Consider the following 20114-nt stretch of genomic DNA (forward strand, 5'->3'; position numbering starts at 1 on the left):
TATCACTCCTTCAATACGGCTTGGATATAAAGATCCGGATTCATTAAAGTCTCCGCCGCCTGAGTTACGTATGGAGAAAGAAATTCAACTCCAAAGCCGTATCCGATTGAAATGGCAAGCAGGATGGCAATTGGCAGAATCAAGCCTTTTTCCGAGCCCTTTTCCTGCTCCTTCGTTAATACTTGCTCACCCCAGAAGCCTTTCATGAAAATCTTCATAATACTGTACAAGACAAGGAGACTTGATAGAAGCACCACCATGGCAATGGTATACTGCCCTGCTTCAAATCCTCCTTGAACAATTTTCAACTTGCCGATAAATCCGCTGAGCGGAGGAATACCTGCAAGTGAGATTGCAGCAATGAAGAACATCCAGCCTAACAGGGGATGATTTTTCATCAATCCGCCCATTTTCTTCAAGTTGCTTGTTCCTGTAATGACAACCATGGCACCTGCAAGGAAGAAAAGGGCTCCTTTGATAATCATATCATGGATAAGATAGTAAATCGCACCCTCCATGCCTGCAGGAGTATACACTGCAATACCAAAGAGAATAACGCCGACTGCCACAATAATGTTATAAATCACAATCTGTTTTACATCCCAATAAGCGATAGCACCAATTACGCCAAGAAGAATTGTGAAGGCGGCAAGCCATGCCAGAATGGTATGTGTGTATCCGATATCGTGGTAAAAGACAATGCTGAATACCCTGGCAATGGCATACACACCTACTTTTGTCAGCAATGCTCCAAACAGGGCAGTGACGGCAGACGGAGGTGCCTGATAAGAGCTTGGCAGCCAGAAGTAAAGCGGGAAAATACCGCCTTTCAGGCCGAACACAACCAAAAACAGAATGGCAATGACAGTGAGAAGGCCGGTTTGCCCGCTCGCTGCTACTCTAACGCTCAAATCTGCAATATTCAAAGTTCCCGTTACGGCATACAAATACGCTACTGCAACGACAAACAATGCCGAAGAAATGATGTTGACCAGCACGTACTTTATTGATTCCCGAAGCTGTACTTTTGTACCGCCATGGACAATCAACATATAAGAGGACATCAGCATCACTTCAAAGAATACAAACAGGTTGAAAATATCTCCTGTTAGAAATGCACCGGTCACACCTACGAGCAGAAATTGGACAACTGCATAATAGTAGAAGCGTTCCCTTTCAATTCCAATTGTTTTAAAAGAAAACAAAATGCCGGTGAGACCGAGTACAGCTGTTGACAGCACGAGAAGGGCAGCAAACTGATCCGCTACAAGAACGATACCGTAAGGAGGCTGCCAGCCGCCAATCTTCAATGTTTGAATGCCGTTGTTCAGCACATTCTGAACCAGTACAGCGGCGGAGCCGATGGACAAGAGTGAAGCAATGACGCTGATCCACTTTTGGACAGCTATATTTTTATTAAAAAAGATGAGAATGATCCCGGCAAGCAAGGGGATCAATATTGGCAGTATCACTAAGTTATTCATGTTCATTTCCCCTTAATCGGTCCATGTCATCAGTTCCAAGCTCCTGATAAGATCGATAAGCAAGAACTAAAAAGAATGATGTAACACCGAAACTGATTACGATTGCTGTCAAGATCAGCGCCTGCGGAAGCGGATCCGCATAAGTGTCTGCAGGAATGCCGAGCAAAGGTGGAGCGCCCTGCTTCAGGCCTGACATGGTCAGCAGCAGGAGATGCGCCCCATGGCTCAGAAGTCCTGTACCAATGATAATCCGCAGAAGGCTTCTTGACAGTATTAAATACGTTGCAGCCATAAACAAAATACCGACAACAATAGACATTAATATTTCCATTACTCCGACTCTCCTATCGTTTGAATAATGGTCATAGTCACACCAACAACAACGAGATACACACCGATATCAAAGAGAACGGCTGTAGCAAGCTCAGTCTCTCCAAGCAAAGGCAGTTCGAAATAATCAAAGGTATGAGACAGGAAAGGAGCTCCAAACAGGAAGGAGCCAACCCCGGTCAGTACAGCGATCATCAGTCCAACTGCAGTCAATGTTAAAAAGTTGATAGGCAGTATCTTTTTTACTGTTTTAATATCATAAGCAAGAAGAAGGAGCACTATGGCGGAGGAAGTCATAAGTCCGCCGATGAATCCTCCTCCGGGATTATGATGTCCTGCAAAAAAGAGGAAGATGGAAAACATTACAATGATGAACAGAACAACTTTTGTGGTGGTCTGAAAAATAACATCATTGGTTTTTATATTCTTTTTCAAGACTGCTCCTCCCCTCTGGAAAGTCTGAGCTTAATCATACTGTAGATGCCCAGCGCAGCAATGCCGAGTACCACAACTTCAAACAAAGTATCAAATCCGCGGAAATCTACGAGTATAACGTTGACCATATTTTTTCCGCCGGCCAGGTAGTAGCTGTTTTCAATAAAGTAGTTTGAAATTCTGTCACTGACCTGCTGGCTGTTGGCTGATAATGCAATCAATGTGACCACAAGCCCGACACCAGCTGAAATGATAAAGTTTTCAACTTTGAACCGCATTTTAGTCTCTACCTTTTTGAATTCAGGTAGGTGGTAGAAGCAGAGCAAGAATAGTGCAACAGATACAGTTTCAATAATCAGCTGCGTAAGGGCAAGGTCCGGCGCTCTGAAAATAACAAAGAACAGCGACAGGGAATATCCGACAGCTCCCAGCGCAATGATGGCTGAAAGCCTTGATTTTGAGAAAACAATTGTCAGAGCTGATAGAGTCATGACCACTGCAATGACAGCTTCATAAGGCCCAACAGGAGCCAGATCGTCAAATGAATAAGAGAAAGCACCTTTGATCGCAATAGTTGAGCCCAGAATGACAATCATGAATGCAAAGATGTATGCAAGATAATCTCTGAAAAATCCTGTCATGTAAAACTTAGTTAATCTTTCAGAGCCTGTATTCAGTCCTTTTAAGCCTCCATCATACGCTTTGTTAAGCGTAAGTTTTTCAGGAAACAGATTGTATATTCTTCTCCATTTCGGCAGCGTCAAATACCCAAGAACACCAAGGGCAACAACACCAATGGTCATAAACAGCTCAGGAGTCCAGCCGTGCCACATGTAAATATTTACATAGAAATGCTCGCCTTCCATCAGCAGCGTTGGCAGAATAGATGCCATCGCAGGCTCGATGATACTGTAAGAAATAATGTTCGGGAAGAACCCGATCACAATGACCAGAGAAGCGAGAATAATCGGCGGAATCAGCATGCCGATTGGTGCTTCATGCGGTTTTTTCTCCAATTTTTCAGGCTGATATTTTCCAGTGAATGTACGGAAAACCAGTACCATGCTGTACAGGAAGGTGAAGATGCTTCCGAGCCATGCAAGAACAGGGAAGATGAATCCGTAAGTTTGAGCATTGAACAAATCAAACTCCATTACGCGAAGCATGCCTGTGAAAAACATTTCTTTACTCAGGAAGCCGTTGAACGGAGGCAGTCCGGCCATTGAAAAGGCTCCAATAACTGCGATTGTAAATGTAATCGGCATGAGGCTCATCAGTCCGCCTAATTTTCTGATGTCCCTTGTGCCTGTTTCATGATCAACAATCCCCACGACCATAAACAAACTTCCTTTAAAGGTTGCATGGTTAATCAGATGAAACACTGCAGCCAGTGTTGCAACAGTAAAGATATTATCATCCAGCATGTCATAATGCAGGGAAGCAGCCCCGACACCAAGCAATGACATAATCAAGCCAAGCTGTGATACGGTAGAAAACGCAAGTATTGCTTTTAAATCGGTTTGCTTTACAGCGTTGAAGGAACCCCAGAATAACGTGATGATTCCGACAGTGGAAACAATCCAAAACCATTCAGGCGTCAGCGCAAAAACAGGGCTCAGCCTTGCGACCAAATAGATACCGGCTTTCACCATCGTTGCAGAGTGAAGGTACGCACTGACAGGTGTCGGTGCTTCCATGGCATCAGGAAGCCAGATGTAAAACGGAAATTGTGCCGACTTTGTAAATGCGCCCAGCAAAATAAGGAGCATAGCCGGAACAAATAAATAATGATCCATAATTGCTGGAACGTATCCGATGGTTTCCCTGATGCTGAAGGTTCCTGTCATTAAATAAAGAAGGACAAAACCGCCAAGCATTGCCAATCCGCCAAATACCGTAATCAGCATGGACTTTTGAGCACCATAACGGGATTTTTCCCGGTGATACCAATATCCGATTAACAGGAAAGAAGAGAGGCTCGTTAATTCCCAGAATGTGTACAGCACTATCATGTTGTCGGATAGTACAACACCCAGCATGGCTCCCATAAACATCAGGAGGTACACATAAAAAGAATGGAGCTGTTCTTTTTCTTTTGATAAGTAGTAAATGGAATATAAGACTACCAATGCACCAATTCCGGTAATGAGGAGTGCAAACAGCAGACCGAGACCGTCTACTAAGGCAGTAAAGTTGATTCCCAGCGAAGGAATCCATTCTGCTGTGCTGATGGTTGTTTGACCATTCATATTTCTTGGTATGAATTGGACAAAGTAAACAAAAAGAGTAACCGGAAGAACTAAAACAAACCAACCCGTATGTACGTTTCGAACAAATTTATAAATGAAAGGTACAAGGATGGCCATTAAAAATGGGGATAGTATTGCCAAATGCAATAAAGTCATAATGAACCTCCTTTATAGGTAAACTAACGATTCAAGGTCAAGAAAACCCAGAATAAATTATATCGCAAATTAGTTAATCTTGCATGTTATCCCACTTTATTATTAACTAATTGTCGACTAGCTATGAAAAATCAAATTCACTATTTCAAGTTCATTTGAACATAAAAATGATAACAGAATTTTTTCGTTATGTATAATAAAAAATTCTCCTGAACATGCTAATAGCAGAGGTGATGCTTATGCTTAAAGGAAAAATCCTCATTTCTGCCAGTATTTTTCTGCTGATTTTAGGTTTCTCCTGGTTTGCAAACGAGGCAACTAAACGGGAATATGCTGACCCTGTCGATCCAGCTGATGAAATGCTGATTGACATTGTCCAGACCCGTAACGATATCAATCAACCTGCTGAAATGACTTTCTCAAACGGGAAATTCAAGCCTCGTGAATATGTTCGTGTTCGGTCAAGATAATAAGTGCTGCATGCCGGTTTTTTCATCCGGAACTCTCTTTTGCTGCAGCGGAACACAATAATGTACTATGAAGCTTCCCCGCCTGCAGGCGGGTTTTCTTTTTTTTCTCTTGTAATATCTTCCCATACTATAGATAATAAATTGGGGATATTAGACAGGAGACTCAATGAATCATGAAAAACACTTATTTCACCAGTTATTTTCCGTTAATTTCAATTTTGCTTTTTAGTTCTTCTCTGGCTCTTTCAGGACAGGAAAAAACAACGAACTTCCTGAAATCTCTGGGCATGTTCAGCAGCATGCTGGAGCTTTTATCAGAAGGCAGCCTGAGACTATCTTTGTTTTTAATATTTGTGACAGTTATGTTTATGGTGTTTTCAGCACTAAAGCTGATAGGAGACACAATTACAGAATTGTCTCTGCTCTTCTTTTCCAAAGATGAAACAGGGGAATGCCTGGCCAGGATTAAATCCGGAGCAGCTTTTTATCTTTGCGGAGGTTCACTGTCGCTTCTGACGTCAGGATATCCTGCGGCAACACTGCTGCTGCTGCTTTTATCGACCTTGGCATATTTCGTTTTTATTGTGTATCAAATTAGCTATTCCCTTACCGGCACAGCGCTTGCGGGCCTGGTATTTTTCCATGTTCTTTCCTGGACAAGCCTGATGATGGGAAGTCTTTTCATGGGAGTGAGGCTGTATAACACGCTGGTTGCAAGCATACCTTTCTGATGAGGAATTTGAAAATAGAAAAGAGCGCTAGTTTAAAAAGCGCTCTCGTACCTCTTTGGAGGGAATGCTGCAGCTTTCTTTTTTACCAAACCACTTATATCTGTTATTCGCGATAAGATCGTATAGATAGTCCCTGAGGGGCTTGGGGACCAGAATCAATACATATAGAAGCCTGTAAAAACCTTTCAGATGTTTGCAAATTCTGAGGACTGCGGCAGATTTCATATAGTAGGAGGAATCTTCAACCAGTATCATGCTTGAAAAGTTGTGCTGATTCAAATGTGCAGCTTCCAGAAATTTTTGTCCATATGCTGATTGCAGAGAAGCAAATTGAAACACTTCTTCTTTGTCCCGCTTTAAGATGAACTGTACTGACTGATCACAAAAGTTGCAAACACCATCAAATAAAATCACAAGCTGGCCCTTCTTCATCACATCTCCTCCTTCTGCATGTCTTTTTGGAGAATATCTCTCCAGATGGTGAGATGGGGGCTTTTAGCATACTCCTGCTCCAAAGAACCCCCTTTATCTTTTCCTACCCAAATTCCCGCAGTATACTCCTCAGTAGCTCCGATAAACCAAAAATCTCTGTACGAATTTGACGTTCCTGTTTTTCCGCCAATATACTCTGAAGGAAAACCTGCTTTCCGTCCTGTTCCGGTTTTCACAGCTTCTGAAAGCAATTCCCTGATAATTCCGTTTGTGCGCTCACTGTAAACTCTGATTCCAGAGTCCTCCCAGGCATAAAGAGGTTCTCCAGCGGGGGATGTGATTTTGACAATGGATCTGCTGGGCTGATAAACGCCGTCATTGCTAAAGACAGTATAAGCATTTGTCATTTCAAGAGGAGTCATCCCGTAAGTAAAGCCGCCAATAGCAGCTGGCAGACGGTAATCCTCCTTCGTTAGTTTGGAAAAACCAAACTTCTCTAAATACTGAAAACTTTTCTCAACCCCCGCAGATTGAAGCATTCTGACAGCCGGGGTATTGTAAGAGTGGGCGAATGCACGGGAAAGGGTGACAGAGCCGTACCCTTTATCATGAAAATTTTTGGGGCAGTAATCATCACTGCAAAAGCTATCTGCATTAATCATGCTGTTTGCATGTGCGCCTGTTTCTTCTATATAAGGTCCATAATCCAACAGAGGCTTAATTGAAGAGCCGGGTTGACGGTAGGCTTGATAGGCACGATGAAAAGAACCTTTAGTGTAGTGGACTCCTCCAATGATGGCCCGGATACGGTGGCTGTAATGATCAGCAACGACCGCAGCACCTTGTATATCAGTATTGGCTAGGTGACGGTGAATGCTGTCTGCAGCCCTTCGCTGTAAGAAAGGATCCAGTGAGGTATGAATATGTACACCTTTTTCAATGAGCTTTTGGATATGCTTGTTCAAATCAGCTTGTACCTTTTCCTTTTCATCTCCTTCTGCTTCTTTCAGGGCTATAGTATAACCGTCACGTTCTGAGACAAGCTGTTTCAGCTCTTCCATTACGTAGGCCGAAAAATCAGGGAATTCATCTTTCTTTTGCTTTTGGTGTGGCTGAAGCTGTTCTGCCATTGCAAGGGTAAAGTCATTTTCGGAAATGCGCCCTTCCTTCAGCATCAACTCCAAGAGCAGGCTTTTCCTATTTTGGACAGAGGTCATGTTTTCAATAGGGTCATACAGAGAGGGGTTGTTCGGGATTGAGCTGATTAGCGCTTGTTCAGCGAGAGTTAAGCTTGAAAGAGGTTTTCCGAAATAATAATCTGCAGCGGCACCTGCTCCATACACTCCATTTCCAAAATATATGGCATTCAGATAAAGCTCTAAAATCTCTTCTTTTGAAAGTGTTCTCTCCAGCTGGTATGTATAAAGGAGCTCACTCAGCTTTCTGCTGTATGTTCTTTCATGGGTTAAAAAGAGATTCCGGGCCAGCTGCTGGGTAATCGTGCTGCCCCCCTGGCTGATTCTTCCGCCCACTACATTTTTCAACAGTGCTCTGGCGATTCCTTTGCCATCAATTCCATGATGCTCAAAAAACTGCCTGTCTTCAGAAACAATGAAAAAATCCAGCAGTGTTTGAGGAATATCTTCAATATCAACATACATACGGTTAATTTGTTGTGAATGAAACTCTGAAAAGACATTGCCATCCATGTCAAACAAATAACTGTTTTGTTTCAGTGAAAATGAGTCACGGGGAATTTTTTCGTCAAGTACAAGTGATACAGATTTAATCTTACTGATTTCCTCGGCTGCTCCGAGGAGAATAAATAATAACAGCGTGAGCAAAAAAACAATGCTCATCCATCCAAATAACTTTTTCAATTGGCATGCTTCCTTTTTAGTAGTTGGTACACATATTTTACCATTCCTGGCGGAAAGAAGATATTACTTTAAAAAAGGGCAGCTGCCTTCTTGCTTCATTACAAAACTGATCAAAATGAATCATTTTTTGAAAAACACAGTTAAATAAGCATGTGCGGCTATATAATGTAATACATAGTTTATTTGGATTTCTAAGGAGAAGGGAGGAGAGGACTTTGGACACAGATCATCAGCTCATATTCATTGATTTTGAGTTTACGATGCCTGAAGGAAAAGCTCAATCAAAAGGATTTTATCCAGAGATTATTGAGGTAGGAATTGTTATTGTAAAAAAGCAGGAAATCATTCGTACGTACTCCTCATTTGTTAAGCCATCGAATAACCCCTTATTAACCAGTCGCTGCAAATCCTTCTTAAATATCTCACAGGATCAAGTAGATCTGGGCATCACGTTTGTGGAATTCATTTCTTATTTAAATGAATTAAATCAGTACGGCAATAACACGGTTGTGACATGGGGAAATATGGACATGAAGGTGCTGAAGCTGAATTGCGAAAAGCAGCATCTGCCTTTCCCGCTTACAGGAAAGATGAGAGACCTTTCATTGGAATATAAAAAATTTTTTGGGGACCGAAACCAAACAGGCCTATGGAAAGCTGTGGAGGAATACGGGAAAAAGGGGGTCGGCAGCCACCACAGAGCATTGGATGACGCACTTACTACTTACAACATATTTAAGCTCGTGGAAAATGACAAACGGTATCTTTCAAGACCGGTGCCGACTACAATTGGAGACCGCATTGATTTGTCAAAAGTCATGAGCAAGTTCGCAACTTAAGCCAAATCACCAAGAATGTGATTTGGCTGAAACAATTATTGATATTCTGATGCAAGATCCTCTAGACATCGCAATGATTTTTCGGCCCAGTCTGTCTCCAAATTGGACAACTCATCTTTAAGATCCTTCAATGACAACAGCAAAGATTCTTGATAATCAGGTACTGGGCCTTCAAATTTCTTCACCATGTTTGCCGGAATGTTTGTTTGTTCATGTAGTGCCAGAGCCCTTCTCTGGTGGAACAGGGGAACTTCCGCCTGCTTGGGCATATGAAGGTCTCCCTGCTGGGGATGCTTTAACACTGCTTTTACTTTCACCAGATAATGCTGGGGCTTAACGGCAGTAATTTCGCCGACATACTTTCCGGTTTTGTAAATACCGGTTACAATCTCTCCGATGTTCAGATCTGCCATTATACATCGCTCCTTTCTGTACTACACTGATCATAACCCCATTTTTTTGGCAAATCAATCTAGTGAAATGAAACGTTACCTGCTATAGTAGTGACAGAAGCTATTTTGAAAGAGAGGCAGTGAAGAAGTTGGACCTTTGGATATTGTCCTTGTTCCTTTATTTCCCCGAAAACAAAGCGGAATATATTCCGGCGGGCATGACTATGCTCTTGTTTTTCATAGCAGCCATTTTGGTATTTCGTCTCATTATCAACATCTCAAAAAAAGAGCAGGAAATGTCAGACAAGCTTGAAGAGAAACTGAAACATTCTAATAAATCATAACAACCAGCTCTGGAGCAGAGCGGGAATAAAAATGGATCTGGTTAAATCAAGTAAATCACATAGGCACTAAAAACGCTCAGAATTTAATTCTGAGCGTTTCTTTTAGCTGATTAAGCGGTATGGGGAAAGAATACTGGCTAATAACGGATATTAACGCAAATAAGCGAAAACATTTTCCTCGCATCATCTGCCAGACCCATTCTCACCTCAATGATTTGCGTCTAAGAAGCAGAACAATCACATAGCAGCTGACAAAGACAAGCCAAAACCATGCAAACCCTGCAAAAACTAAAAAGTCAGGAATAAACAGAAAAGTGATAAAGCATACAGCACCTGCACCGAAAAAAAGCAGTCCGTTTAGTGAGAAAGCTGTCATGACTTGGGTGAGCCGCCCGCCAGCTCTGCTGTAAAAGAATTTGTAAGTGAGATACAGAAAAAGGGCTAGAAGCAGCACCATTCCTGCAGCCAGGGAGCCCCAGTTCATCCACTGAGAAATATCCCTGTTCCTCCAGAAGAAGATATGTCCGAAGAGAGCAGCAGCAGAAAATAAAGAGAAGACTGCCCCAGGGACCATTAATTTGATTGTTTTCAACAGAAACACCCGGCTTTCAATTAAGTTCCTTTACTACTCTATCTGATCGCTTCCTCTTTTTCAATTTTTTCAATATAAGACGGGAGAGTCACTGTTGCCGTTGTGCCTTTTTTTAGTGCACTTTGAAATCTGATGCTTCCCAGATGATTTTCTACAATGGAAAATGTAACAGTCAGGCCAAGACCCGTTCCTCTTTCTTTCAGGGTGAAAAAAGGTTCGCCAAGCCTCTCAAGCTGTTCTTCTGACATTCCGTTACCATTGTCCTGAATTTTAATCCTGACAACATCATGGGAAGAGTATGCTTTGATCATGACATTTCCTCCGGATTCCGGAACAGCTTCAATCGCATTTTTAATCAGGTTGATAAAAACCTGTTTCAGTCGGGACTGATCTCCATAGATCGTTAATGACGGGGCAATCTCTGAGCAGATCTGCACGTTTTTATAATTTGCATAAGAGATCATGATATTTTCAATCTCAGTGAGCAGGGTTGATAGATTGATCTGAGTTTTGTCAAAATGCTGGTGTTTGGCCAGGTTCAGATAATCTGTAATAATCTCCTGTGCGCGATCCAGTTCTGAAAGTACCAGTTTTACATATTCTTTTTCCTTAGGATCCCTATTCTCTGAGCCTATCAGCTGTATGAAACCTCTGACAACGGTAAGCGGGTTTCTGACTTCATGTGCTACTGAGGCTGCCAGCTCGCTCACTATGGAAAACTTTTCTGACTTCAGCAGCTGAACCCTGAGAAGTGCGTTTTCCAATATGTACTCAATGGCATGAATGGTGAGCAGAAATACAACAAGAAGAAACAGACCGCTGTAGAAAAGGGTGCTGATCCTCTGCTCTGTCAGTTGATACTGTATCAGGCCAAATGAGCTTGCTGTATAGAGTGCAGTATACACTATGACGATTTTCAGCACAGCAAGAAGTAAGGCCCATAGCATTTTTGAAGAGTATTTCATTGAATACCAATGTTTATAAAGATAAAAAGGAAGGATTAAGTGCAGAGGCATAGTCGACAGCATGATGATCATGCTGTCACCGCCAAGATAGAGCCTGTAGCCGATGACAGTCAGTACAACAAAGGCTCCGGTAACGGGGCCTCCGTAAAGGATGCTTGTGATAACCGGTACAGACTGCAAGTCAAAGGAAACACTATTAAAGATTGCAATTGGATAGGTCATGCACAATAAAGCTGAAGCTGCCGAGAAGAAATAAATGAGCAAATTATTCTGTCTAGGAAGCATTTTGGCAGGTTTGTTAAGCCAGATTGCCTGATATAAAAAGACTGGAAAAATAATAAATGTTATGTGCAGAATCAATTCTTTGAATAGTTCCATCACTTGTCACCTGCTAACTTCATATGTGACAAGTATACCAAAAGTTGTTAAAAACGAAAAATTTATTTTAGGATTTTATATATATTTTCTAAAAATTATGATAAATTACTTACGGCATTTTCAAGCCTTTTCAGCCCTTCTTTCAGTGTTGTCAAAGAGCATCCTATATTCATCCGTACAAAACCCCTTCCTTCAGCTCCAAACTTCTCTCCCGACTCCAGCGCCAGCCCGTTTTTTAACAAAGCCCTTTTTATCTCCGCATCTGAAGATTTGAGCGCACGGCAGTCTATCCACAGGAGGTAGGTGGAATGGGGTTTCACCAATGTGAGCGCAGGAATACGTGAAGTAAGGTATTTTTCTGCGAAAAGAACATTTTGCTGGAGATGGACAAGCAAGCTGTCCAGCCATTTTGCTCCATATGTATAGGCGGATTCCAAAGCAGCTGCTCCGGCAGCATTGAGGGTGAAAATACCGTTTTTATGCTGAACGGCACTAAATGCAGTTCTTAATTCTTTCTTTTTAATAATTGCCTCAGAAGCCTGAAGCCCTGCCAAATTAAAGGTTTTGCTTGGAGCTGCAAAGGTGATGCAAATATCTGCAATGGAATCTGACAGGGAGGCTGCAGGAGTATGTTTTTTTCCAAACAGCAATAAATCCGAGTGAATTTCATCTGAAATCAAGATGACATCATGCTGAATGCAAAGTTTTCCTATTCTAGATAATTCAGCAGCTGTCCAGACTCTGCCGCCGGGATTATGAGGGCTGCACAACAAAAACAGCTTCGCCTCTGGGTGAGAAAGCTTCTGCTCCAGGTTATCGAAGTCAATATCATACACTCCGTTCTTAAGAAGCAGCGGGTTTTCTGCTATCTTTCTGCCATTTTCTTTTGTCATATCAAAAAAAGGTGTGTAAACGGGCGGCTGCACAACTACTGTATCTCCTGGATTCGTATACGCCTGGATAGCCATGCTGATAGAAGATACGACTCCAGGACTAAATACAATCCACTCGGGATCAATCTCCCAGCTATGCCGTGTTTTCATCCAGCCAGCTACGCTTTCCCGGGCAGACTGTCCTGCAGCTGAATAGCCATAAACACCATGAGTTATTCGTGTTTGAAGGGCAGCAATCACTTCAGGGGGTGCTTCAAAATCCATATCTGCCACCCACATCGGCAGTACTTCATCTGTGCCGAAAAACTCTTTTGTCATATCCCATTTAACTGAGCCGCTATTTCTTCTGTCTATGTGTTTATTGAAGTCAAACAACTGAATTCCTCCTTTGCGAAATGTATCAACGATATAAATATGCTATGATTGGGCTTGAAGAACAATCAGAGCAGGTGATAAAGAATGGAACTGAAACAAGCAAATGAAATAATGATGGACCTCCTGTACAGCTGGGATCCTCTCGGATACGGAGAAGGATTTTATGAAACTGAAGCAGTTGATGTTCTGCAGGCTGTTTACACAATACATCAGCCGGCCTTGCTGGCAAGAAAAATTCAAAGCATTTATGAATTTTCCTTTGGAAGGATCATTCCGTTTGAAGAATGTGAAAAAACCGCGTCACAGCTGCTGAATATAAAAAATACAGAAAGCTGCTCAATTTAATCAATTGAAGTTCTAAAGGGCCAATCTCATGATTGGCCCTTTATGTCTGAGGAAGCATATGCACTTTTCAATTAGATGGGTGCTCCAGTCCATACGCCGCTGAACGGGCGCTTCCGCTTTTCATTGTCTAGCTTCGACGGACAGGACGTCCTAGTGCCGGCATTGGCACAGGATGTGCCGATCTTAGCCGGCCAGCGCCCAGCGGCTATTGGACTTCGCCCCCTTCCCTACGATAAGTCAACATGTAATCGCTTTCGCTCTTCGTGTTTCCTTTATCTCAGTCAGGGTGCTCCAGTCCATACGCCGCTTAACGGGCGCTTCCGCTTTTCATTGTCTAGCTGCGACGGACAGGACGTCCTAGTGCCGGCATTGGCACAGGATGTGCCGATCTTAGCCGGCCAGCGCCCAGCGGCGTATGGACTTCGCCCCCTTCCCTACGATAAGTCAACATGTAATCGCTTTCGCTCTTCGTGTTTCCTTTATCTCAGACGCAAAAAGCGGAGGCGACTGCCCAGGCCCGACAAGCATAAGATGGACTGCGGCGCGGCGGTTTTGCCGCATAGCAGTACAGCTTATGACTCGAGGGACTAGGAGCCGCAGCTGGATTAGGGTGCTCCAGTCCATACGCCGCTTAACGGGCGCTTCCGCTTTTCTGCATCAAACGCAGAAGTTGAATATTCTTTCTGATACGTAGTCCGGTTTTTCTTCGGGAACCAGATGGCCCGTTTGCTTCAGAGAATAAAACGTGGCATTCGGCAGGTCCTTGCTTAACCGCCGGCCAACAGAAACTGGTACAACCTTGTCTTCTTCACCCCAGATCAGCAGGCTCGGCGTTTCAATCTTTTTAAGCTCAAAAGGGTCCATATCGCCTTCCCTGTCACGAATCAGTCTTGTCAGCGCCATGAAGATACGGTCATCGTGAAAAGGCTGCATGTACCCATCCATCATTTCCTGGTCAATCATGGAGCGGTCGTAGACGACATTGCACAAATTCTTCCAAACTCCCTGAACAGCCAGCCATTGCTTTAAGTAAAGGTGGAAGTAGGGAATGTAAGAGCCGAGTATTAAATAAGGATGAACTCTTTTCATGTAGCTTGAACTGCAAAGAAGGACAACCTTATCAAACAACTCAGGATTTTCTTTGGCGGCAATTAGGGAAATTTGTCCTCCCATTGAATGTCCTACTAATACCGCTTTTTTAACCTGGAGCCTCTCAAGCACCTCAATAACGACTTTTGCCATATTTCTATATGAATAAACAAATTTAAGTGATTTTTCGCTCTTGCCAAAGGGTGGCAAATCGATTGCGATAATCCTGTATTCGTTCATCAGGAGGGGAATAAGCCTCCTGTAGCTGAAAGTGGAGGAGAGGAATCCATGAATTAAAACCATAACGGGTTTTGAAGAATGTCTGTCATACAGCTCATAATGCACATCGATTCCTTGTACCTTCATGCTGAAATGATAAGGATTCAAGTTCATCTTTTTTCACTCCAACAGTATTTATAGTTATGAATGTTTTTTTAATCCAGGACGGAATTTTTGCTGTAGAGATTGCTTATAGTTTGTCCGATCTTAGAAAAAACCCACATGAAATATCTACCCGAATGACAAAAAAAGAAAACGTGGAAAAGGGTCCTATGATATAATAATCAGAACATTCCGAACGGAGGCGATGGAGTTGAAACTTACCGAAAAAGAAACGGAAATATTGGAAATATTAGAGGGAAACAGCAGGCTCACTGCTGAAACTGTAGGGAAAATGATTGAGTGTACTGCCGAGGAGACAGAAAGGCTGATACAGGGTTTGGAAGATAGAAAAATAATTATCGATTATCAGGCAACAGTTGATTGGAAAAAAGTTGACGGCCATGAAGGTGTAACCGCAATGATAGATGTAAAAGTTACACCGAAAAGGGGAGTCGGTTTTGATGATATCGCTGAGCGCATTTACAGATTTAACGAAGTAAAGTCAGTCTACCTGATGTCAGGAGCGTATGATTTATCCGTTGTAATTGAGGGCAGATCCATGTCAGAGGTGGCGCGGTTTGTATCTGAAAAGCTGTCTACGCTGGATTCAGTACTGTCGACTACTACACATTTCATATTAAAAAAATACAAGCACGACGGTAAATTGTATGATTCAGGAGAAGAAGACCGCAGGATGATGGTGACGCCATGAGTGAACCATCCCGATATATATCCGGCAATGTCTCACAGTTAAAGCCATCAGGAATCAGAAAGTTCTTTGACCTGGCCGCGAATATGGAGGGCGTCATTTCTCTTGGGGTAGGAGAGCCTGATTTTATCACTTCCTGGAACGTACGGGAGGCGTGTATTCAATCCCTGGAACAGGGCTATACAGCGTATACTGCTAATGCAGGTATGCTTGAACTTAGAAAAGAAATCTGCAGCTACTTGAACAGCCGTTTTGCTCTGAATTATGATGCGTCTTCGGAGGTTATGGTCACTGTCGGGGCCAGCCAGGCGCTGGATCTTTCTTTAAGGGCCATTTTGAATCCTGGAGAAGAAGTGCTTCTCATTGAACCGTGCTTTGTGTCATATGAACCCCTTATCCGTTTGTGCGGGGGAATTCCTGTCTCGGTTTCAGCGAGGGAAGAAAATTCCTTCAAACCTACGGCTGCAGATATTGAAAAAAAGATTACACAGAAAACAAAGGCATTGATTCTTTGTTCACCAAATAATCCAACCGGTGCACAGCTGACCAAAAAAGAATTGCAGGAAGTTTCCCTCCTTGCAGAGAAGCATGATCTTCTGGTGATCGCAGATGAAATTTATGCCGAATTATCATATGAAGAAGCATACACCAGCTTCTCTTCACTGCCAGGCATGAGGGAGAGGACCATCCTTGTTTCAGGTTTTTCAAAGGGCTTTGCAATGACAGGCTGGAGACTTGGATACGCATGTGCTCCTGCCCCGCTTCTTGCAGCGATGCTGAAAATACATCAATACTCCATGATGTGTGCACCTACAATGGCGCAGCACGCTGCACTTGAAGCTTTAACTAACGGTTTGGCCGATGTAGATTCCATGAAAAGAAGCTACAGACAAAGAAGAAATCTTTTTGTAGAGGGACTGAGAGAAATCGGTTTTTCTTGTCATCTCCCTGGAGGAGCATTTTATGCTTTTCCATCCATTAAAAATACAGGATTGAGTTCAGATGAATATGCAGAGTCGCTTCTTCTGGAGGAGAAAGTGGCGGTTGTCCCCGGTTCTGTGTTCGGCTCATGCGGAGAAGGGTTTGTAAGATGTTCTTATGCTTCTTCCGTTGAACAGCTTCAAGAAGCACTAAAGAGGATGGAGAGACACCTGAAGAAGCTGCAAGCTTCATCAAACATCGTGTCTGAAAGAATGAGGAAAGAGGCGTAAAATCCGCCCTCTTCCTTTTAGCACAAAAAAAGGGACAAACCTGAGTTTGTCCTAAAAACAAAAGGGGGGAATACTAGAAAGCCTTAATGGTTCTAGTATTCCCCCTTTCTGACTTTATAAACCGGAAATTATAAAATGAAGTGCAACAATTGGGCATCTAAACCCGTTATATAGGAAGATCGGAGGGGCAAGGATGACTGAGGAAGAGCTTATACGAAAGGCGCAGGCAGGTAATACTGCCGCATTTGGGCAGCTGGCGCAGAGGTACTACCCGGTGGTCGAAAGATTTGCTTATCAGCCGGGCAATTCGCCGAATGAAATTGAGGATATTACACAAGAAGTTTTTATCAGGGTTTATCGTTTTTTGGATCAGTTCTCAAAAGCAAAATTTTCAACCTGGCTTTACAAAATTACCTTAAATGTAACCAGGGATTATTCCAGGAAAAAAAGCTCCGACCTAAGAAAGGTCTTGAAGTTTAAAAAAGAGGCGCAAGAATTCATTCCGGGGGCGGAGGGGCAGCTGCTTCGGAATGAAGAAGATCAAAATCTCCATCTCTGTCTTCAAAAGCTGAATCAAAAATACCGCATTCCTATCATTTTATATTATTTTCATGAAAGAAAATATGAAGAAATAGCCGAGATTATGGGCGTTTCCCTATCCACTGTAAAAACCAGGCTGCTAAGGGGCAAGTCATTATTGAAAAAGGCTCTTGAGGAACTGGAAGAGAAGGAGGGTCAGAAAAATGGATGAGCCAACATTTGAAAAACGGCTGAGCAGGCTTAATGATGCATACAAGGATATACCTGTTACCTCTTCTCATTCAAAAATGATGGAATCTATAGAAGGTGCGGGGTATAAGAGAAATAAGAAATGGCTGAGCATTCCTCTTGCAGCGGGTTTTACAGCGATTGCACTATTCACCATCATACTAACAGTTCATGTAACAGGCCTGAATATATTTGAAAATGCGGAGAGGCAAGGATATTCAAATGTTCCACCTGCTGAAAGTGATGTAGTAAGTGTGAAAGAGGATCTGAGGGATTATTATGAAAGCAGGTTAAAGTCTTTTGAAGAGAAACTCGGAAATCCCTACGCAAAGCAATATCAGTTTGTAGTGCGCACAGAAGAATCCTTGCAAGTATTTGAGAAGAGAGATTCTTTTCAATCGGAAAAAGAGATGGAAAAAAATTATAATCAATTGAAATCCCAAATAGATATCAGTCTCTCTACCCTTCGTGAACATTTAACGATGATCAAGGAACAGAAAGAGCCTGACTCACATCTTGTTCTTTCCTATCTCGAAAAAAGAGACTTGCTTTATGAGGATATCCAATCTCAATGGACTTCCATTACACTGAAGAAATCACTTGGGAATGTATCGGGTAATCTGGTAGACAGACTGAACAAGGGCGAAGACATTTCGGACAGCCAGGAAGTAAACAGCTTTGCCGCTGAAGCAATTTCCAGCGGATATAAATTTGTGCTGATAGAGGGCATGGTGGAGGTAAGACCGAATCCAGCAGTGCTCAGCGGAGCGGCCTTAAACGAAGAAACCCGAAACTATATTGACTACTCCGGAAAAAGCATCGTATATGACGGTATTCTTTCTGTCGGAAGAGAATCCTTACGCAAGGATCTGCTGGAGCTGGAAGGCCTCATCCTGTCTCATCCGCACTTCAGCGGAACTCAGAAACTCAAGCAGCTGTATCACCACTGGCTTTCTATTTATTTGAAAGGAACTGATAACAGCCCTATTTACAAGAATGGAAAAGTGGAAAGTGCTGTATTGGAAGAGTTTACAGCATTGATAAAACATAATGGAAATACGTATACGTCACAGGCTGCTAAAGAATTTTATGAGGAATTGCAGGAGCGGAATTTTGAACTGAATTCAATTGAAGAGCTTAGAGAAATAGAGATTGTGCTTCCTGAAGATGTGGCTGCTGATTCCTTACATTCTGCAAATATAAACTTGCTCCCTTTAAGTTACGATTTGCGGGAGCTCTATGACGAGGTTCACAGCAGTAAAGAACCTACCCTTCTTCTCAAGCCTTCCTGGTCACAGGCTACCATTGATGAAAAAACGCTTAGGTTGTACTTCCATGCCATGGTAAAAGGCGATTTTGAAACAGCATACACACTGCTGGATGACAAAAGTGCCCCTTCCTGGGAGGAGTTTGCAGGTTCAACCAGCAAAGAGAGGGAGGACATAATAAGACTGAACAGCCGCTTTTCCAGAATAGTAAGTGATTACAGTGAAGCAGAGGTACATGCTGTCAAAGTGTATACTCAAGATGGTATAGAGTATTTGTTTCAATTACGTGAAGATGAGAGAGGGATATCCAGGCTGTTTTACAGGGGTTATTCAGACAATGGTAAATAGAAACATATGTAATTTCCTCTTAATAGCTTTGTAAAAGACCTTGTATTATGCTATAATTTTTTATTGCGTATATTGGACAAAAATTAGAGTAGACAATAGGAGTGTTTTTTATGGCAAATAGCTATGAAGTAGGAAATGTTTATACAGGAAAAGTAACAGGAATTCAGCCTTATGGTGCGTTTGTTGCACTTGACAGCGATACTCAAGGGCTTGTTCATATCTCAGAAATCACTCACGGTTTTGTAAAAGATATCAACGATGTTCTTTCTGTTGGAGATGAAGTCACTGTAAAAGTTCTTACAGTGGACGAAGCTGCAGGAAAGCTAAGCCTTTCTATTCGTGCAACACAAGAAGCACCTGAAGCAGCTGAGAGAAAAGAAAGACCAAAAAAACGTCAGGCAACAACGACTGTTAAAGCAACTGCAGAGTCTGCACCACAAGGTTTCAACACACTAAAAGAAAAACTTGAAGAGTGGATCGAGCAATCAAAACGCTAATCACTCCAACAAAAAAGGATGGACATCATCAAGATGTCTATCCTTTTTTTGTTTTCAGGCAGTTTCTTAAGCCTTTGAAGGTCATAAGCCAAGCCGGCCTGAAGGTTAAAGAACAACCTTCATGCCGGCTCGTTTTATGCTTGTCGAAGGCCGACAGGATGTCGGACAGTCATGCGTTGCCACAGAACGTGGCGCTCTTAGCATGACTTCCTTTACTGCGCCTTTCGCTTTTCTACATTGTCCAGCTCCGGCAGCTAGGCCCTCGAGGTCATAAGTCATCTTGGTCAAGAGGTCAAAGAGCGACCTCCTGCCCAAGCTGCCTTATGCTTGTCGGGCCTGAGCAAGCTGCCTCCGCTTTTCGGTTTGTCCAGCTCCAGGCGCCAGCCCTTCGAGGTCATAAGCTGTCTTGGCCAAAAGGTCAAAGAACGACCTTCCGTCCAAGCCATCTTATGCTTGTCAGGGCTGTGCGGGCGCCTTCCGCTTTTCGGTTTGTCCAGCTCCAGGCGCCAGCCCTTCGAGGTCATAAGCTGTCTTGGCCAAAAGGTCAAAGAAC

General features: G+C 42.8%; 21 protein-coding genes. 9 read left to right on the forward strand and 12 right to left on the reverse strand.

Going from position 1 to position 20114, the window contains the following annotated elements; translation table 11 throughout:
- Window positions 1-2: 2 nt before the first annotated feature.
- From GJU40_RS15800 to GJU40_RS15815, 4 genes are read right to left on the reverse strand one after another with little or no spacing between them, the layout of a single operon-like run.
- Window positions 3-1484 carry a Na+/H+ antiporter subunit D gene (locus tag GJU40_RS15800; RefSeq protein ID WP_154309036.1) on the reverse strand — a complete coding sequence of 494 codons (1482 nt, stop codon included), beginning with the start codon at window positions 1482-1484 and terminating at the stop codon, window positions 3-5.
- Window positions 1477-1815 (reverse strand): Na(+)/H(+) antiporter subunit C, encoded by a 339-nt coding sequence (locus GJU40_RS15805; RefSeq protein ID WP_154309037.1) that lies wholly within the window; start codon window positions 1813-1815, stop codon window positions 1477-1479. The genes GJU40_RS15800 and GJU40_RS15805 overlap by 8 nt, the downstream gene beginning before the upstream one ends.
- Window positions 1815-2237, reverse strand: coding sequence for a Na(+)/H(+) antiporter subunit B (locus tag GJU40_RS15810; protein ID WP_343031581.1), 423 nt, complete (start codon window positions 2235-2237; stop codon window positions 1815-1817). The genes GJU40_RS15805 and GJU40_RS15810 overlap by 1 nt, the downstream gene beginning before the upstream one ends.
- A gap of 8 nt (window positions 2238-2245) precedes the next feature.
- Window positions 2246-4654: a Na+/H+ antiporter subunit A gene (locus tag GJU40_RS15815; RefSeq protein WP_154309039.1), complete on the reverse strand. Its 2409-nt coding sequence runs from the start codon at window positions 4652-4654 to the stop codon at window positions 2246-2248.
- 239 nt (window positions 4655-4893) lie between these two features.
- On the opposite strand from GJU40_RS15815, the gene GJU40_RS15820 reads away from it, so the two are divergent.
- Both GJU40_RS15820 and GJU40_RS15825 read left to right on the forward strand, forming a co-directional pair.
- Entirely contained in the window at window positions 4894-5124 is a 231-nt protein-coding gene (locus tag GJU40_RS15820; protein WP_154309040.1) for a hypothetical protein, read from the forward strand.
- A 173-nt stretch (window positions 5125-5297) separates the two neighbouring features.
- Window positions 5298-5855 carry a DUF5366 family protein gene (locus GJU40_RS15825; protein ID WP_154309041.1) on the forward strand — a complete coding sequence of 186 codons (558 nt, stop codon included), beginning with the start codon at window positions 5298-5300 and terminating at the stop codon, window positions 5853-5855.
- A gap of 27 nt (window positions 5856-5882) precedes the next feature.
- On the opposite strand, the gene GJU40_RS15830 is transcribed toward GJU40_RS15825, so the two are convergent.
- On the reverse strand, window positions 5883-6287 hold the full coding sequence (locus tag GJU40_RS15830; protein ID WP_154309042.1) for a thiol-disulfide oxidoreductase DCC family protein: 405 nt from the start codon (window positions 6285-6287) through the stop codon (window positions 5883-5885).
- On the reverse strand, window positions 6287-8167 hold the full coding sequence (locus tag GJU40_RS15835; RefSeq protein WP_246188391.1) for a transglycosylase domain-containing protein: 1881 nt from the start codon (window positions 8165-8167) through the stop codon (window positions 6287-6289). Before GJU40_RS15835 ends, GJU40_RS15830 begins: the two co-directional genes overlap by 1 nt.
- 215 nt (window positions 8168-8382) lie before the next feature.
- Between GJU40_RS15835 and kapD the strand changes: the two genes are divergently transcribed.
- A complete protein-coding gene (gene kapD / locus GJU40_RS15840; RefSeq protein WP_154309043.1) occupies window positions 8383-9006 on the forward strand; it encodes a 3'-5' exonuclease KapD in 624 nt (207 codons plus the stop codon).
- A 35-nt stretch (window positions 9007-9041) separates the two neighbouring features.
- On the opposite strand, the gene kapB is transcribed toward kapD, so the two are convergent.
- The 4 genes from kapB to GJU40_RS15865 form a co-directional block, all read right to left on the reverse strand.
- Complete coding sequence (gene kapB / locus GJU40_RS15845) at window positions 9042-9419, reverse strand: kinase-associated lipoprotein KapB (RefSeq protein WP_154309044.1); 378 nt, start codon at window positions 9417-9419, stop codon at window positions 9042-9044.
- A 525-nt stretch (window positions 9420-9944) separates the two neighbouring features.
- Window positions 9945-10334 carry a hypothetical protein gene (locus GJU40_RS15855; protein WP_154309045.1) on the reverse strand — a complete coding sequence of 130 codons (390 nt, stop codon included), beginning with the start codon at window positions 10332-10334 and terminating at the stop codon, window positions 9945-9947.
- 38 nt (window positions 10335-10372) lie between these two features.
- A complete protein-coding gene (locus GJU40_RS15860; protein WP_154309046.1) occupies window positions 10373-11677 on the reverse strand; it encodes an ATP-binding protein in 1305 nt (434 codons plus the stop codon).
- A 95-nt stretch (window positions 11678-11772) separates the two neighbouring features.
- On the reverse strand, window positions 11773-12951 hold the full coding sequence (locus tag GJU40_RS15865) for a MalY/PatB family protein (RefSeq protein WP_343031582.1): 1179 nt from the start codon (window positions 12949-12951) through the stop codon (window positions 11773-11775).
- 78 nt (window positions 12952-13029) lie between these two features.
- Between GJU40_RS15865 and GJU40_RS15870 the strand changes: the two genes are divergently transcribed.
- Entirely contained in the window at window positions 13030-13290 is a 261-nt protein-coding gene (locus GJU40_RS15870; protein ID WP_154309048.1) for a DUF1871 family protein, read from the forward strand.
- A 657-nt stretch (window positions 13291-13947) separates the two neighbouring features.
- Here the strand turns inward: GJU40_RS15870 and GJU40_RS15875 are convergent.
- Complete coding sequence (locus GJU40_RS15875; RefSeq protein WP_425481235.1) at window positions 13948-14745, reverse strand: alpha/beta fold hydrolase; 798 nt, start codon at window positions 14743-14745, stop codon at window positions 13948-13950.
- A 226-nt stretch (window positions 14746-14971) separates the two neighbouring features.
- On the opposite strand from GJU40_RS15875, the gene GJU40_RS15880 reads away from it, so the two are divergent.
- The 5 genes from GJU40_RS15880 (at window position 14972) to yugI (ending at window position 19561) form a co-directional block, all read left to right on the forward strand.
- On the forward strand, window positions 14972-15472 hold the full coding sequence (locus GJU40_RS15880) for an Lrp/AsnC family transcriptional regulator (RefSeq protein ID WP_154309050.1): 501 nt from the start codon (window positions 14972-14974) through the stop codon (window positions 15470-15472).
- Window positions 15469-16680, forward strand: coding sequence for an aminotransferase (locus tag GJU40_RS15885; RefSeq protein ID WP_154309051.1), 1212 nt, complete (start codon window positions 15469-15471; stop codon window positions 16678-16680). The genes GJU40_RS15880 and GJU40_RS15885 overlap by 4 nt, the downstream gene beginning before the upstream one ends.
- A gap of 193 nt (window positions 16681-16873) precedes the next feature.
- Window positions 16874-17431 carry an RNA polymerase sigma factor gene (locus GJU40_RS15890; RefSeq protein ID WP_154309052.1) on the forward strand — a complete coding sequence of 186 codons (558 nt, stop codon included), beginning with the start codon at window positions 16874-16876 and terminating at the stop codon, window positions 17429-17431.
- Window positions 17424-19064: a hypothetical protein gene (locus GJU40_RS15895; protein WP_154309053.1), complete on the forward strand. Its 1641-nt coding sequence runs from the start codon at window positions 17424-17426 to the stop codon at window positions 19062-19064. Before GJU40_RS15890 ends, GJU40_RS15895 begins: the two co-directional genes overlap by 8 nt.
- Window positions 19065-19174: 110 nt before the next feature.
- On the forward strand, window positions 19175-19561 hold the full coding sequence (gene yugI / locus GJU40_RS15900) for a S1 domain-containing post-transcriptional regulator GSP13 (RefSeq protein ID WP_154309054.1): 387 nt from the start codon (window positions 19175-19177) through the stop codon (window positions 19559-19561).
- A gap of 284 nt (window positions 19562-19845) precedes the next feature.
- On the opposite strand, the gene GJU40_RS15905 is transcribed toward yugI, so the two are convergent.
- A partial coding sequence (locus GJU40_RS15905) for a hypothetical protein (RefSeq protein WP_170289433.1) occupies window positions 19846-20114 on the reverse strand: 269 nt, incomplete at its 5' end.

It is taken from the genome of Metabacillus lacus, assembly GCF_009674805.1.
GTDB classification, from domain to species: domain Bacteria; phylum Bacillota; class Bacilli; order Bacillales; family Bacillaceae; genus Metabacillus_C; species Metabacillus_C lacus.

Excerpts from the sequence above, each read along its gene's own strand:
- GJU40_RS15870 (WP_154309048.1), top strand. The coding sequence starts at position 13,030 with ATGGAACTGAAACAAGCAAATGAAATAATGATGGACCTCCTGTACAGC.
- GJU40_RS15890 (WP_154309052.1), top strand. The coding sequence starts at position 16,874 with ATGACTGAGGAAGAGCTTATACGAAAGGCGCAGGCAGGTAATACTGCC.
- GJU40_RS15895 (WP_154309053.1), top strand. The coding sequence starts at position 17,424 with ATGGATGAGCCAACATTTGAAAAACGGCTGAGCAGGCTTAATGATGCA.
- GJU40_RS15805 (WP_154309037.1), bottom strand. The coding sequence starts at position 1,815 with ATGGAAATATTAATGTCTATTGTTGTCGGTATTTTGTTTATGGCTGCA.
- GJU40_RS15875 (WP_425481235.1), bottom strand. The coding sequence starts at position 14,745 with ATGAAGGTACAAGGAATCGATGTGCATTATGAGCTGTATGACAGACAT.
- GJU40_RS15815 (WP_154309039.1), bottom strand. The coding sequence starts at position 4,654 with ATGACTTTATTGCATTTGGCAATACTATCCCCATTTTTAATGGCCATC.
- GJU40_RS15820 (WP_154309040.1), top strand. The coding sequence starts at position 4,894 with ATGCTTAAAGGAAAAATCCTCATTTCTGCCAGTATTTTTCTGCTGATT.
- GJU40_RS15825 (WP_154309041.1), top strand. The coding sequence starts at position 5,298 with ATGAAAAACACTTATTTCACCAGTTATTTTCCGTTAATTTCAATTTTG.
- GJU40_RS15800 (WP_154309036.1), bottom strand. The coding sequence starts at position 1,484 with ATGAATAACTTAGTGATACTGCCAATATTGATCCCCTTGCTTGCCGGG.
- GJU40_RS15885 (WP_154309051.1), top strand. The coding sequence starts at position 15,469 with ATGAGTGAACCATCCCGATATATATCCGGCAATGTCTCACAGTTAAAG.
- GJU40_RS15860 (WP_154309046.1), bottom strand. The coding sequence starts at position 11,677 with ATGGAACTATTCAAAGAATTGATTCTGCACATAACATTTATTATTTTT.
- yugI (WP_154309054.1), top strand. The coding sequence starts at position 19,175 with ATGGCAAATAGCTATGAAGTAGGAAATGTTTATACAGGAAAAGTAACA.
- GJU40_RS15830 (WP_154309042.1), bottom strand. The coding sequence starts at position 6,287 with ATGAAGAAGGGCCAGCTTGTGATTTTATTTGATGGTGTTTGCAACTTT.
- kapB (WP_154309044.1), bottom strand. The coding sequence starts at position 9,419 with ATGGCAGATCTGAACATCGGAGAGATTGTAACCGGTATTTACAAAACC.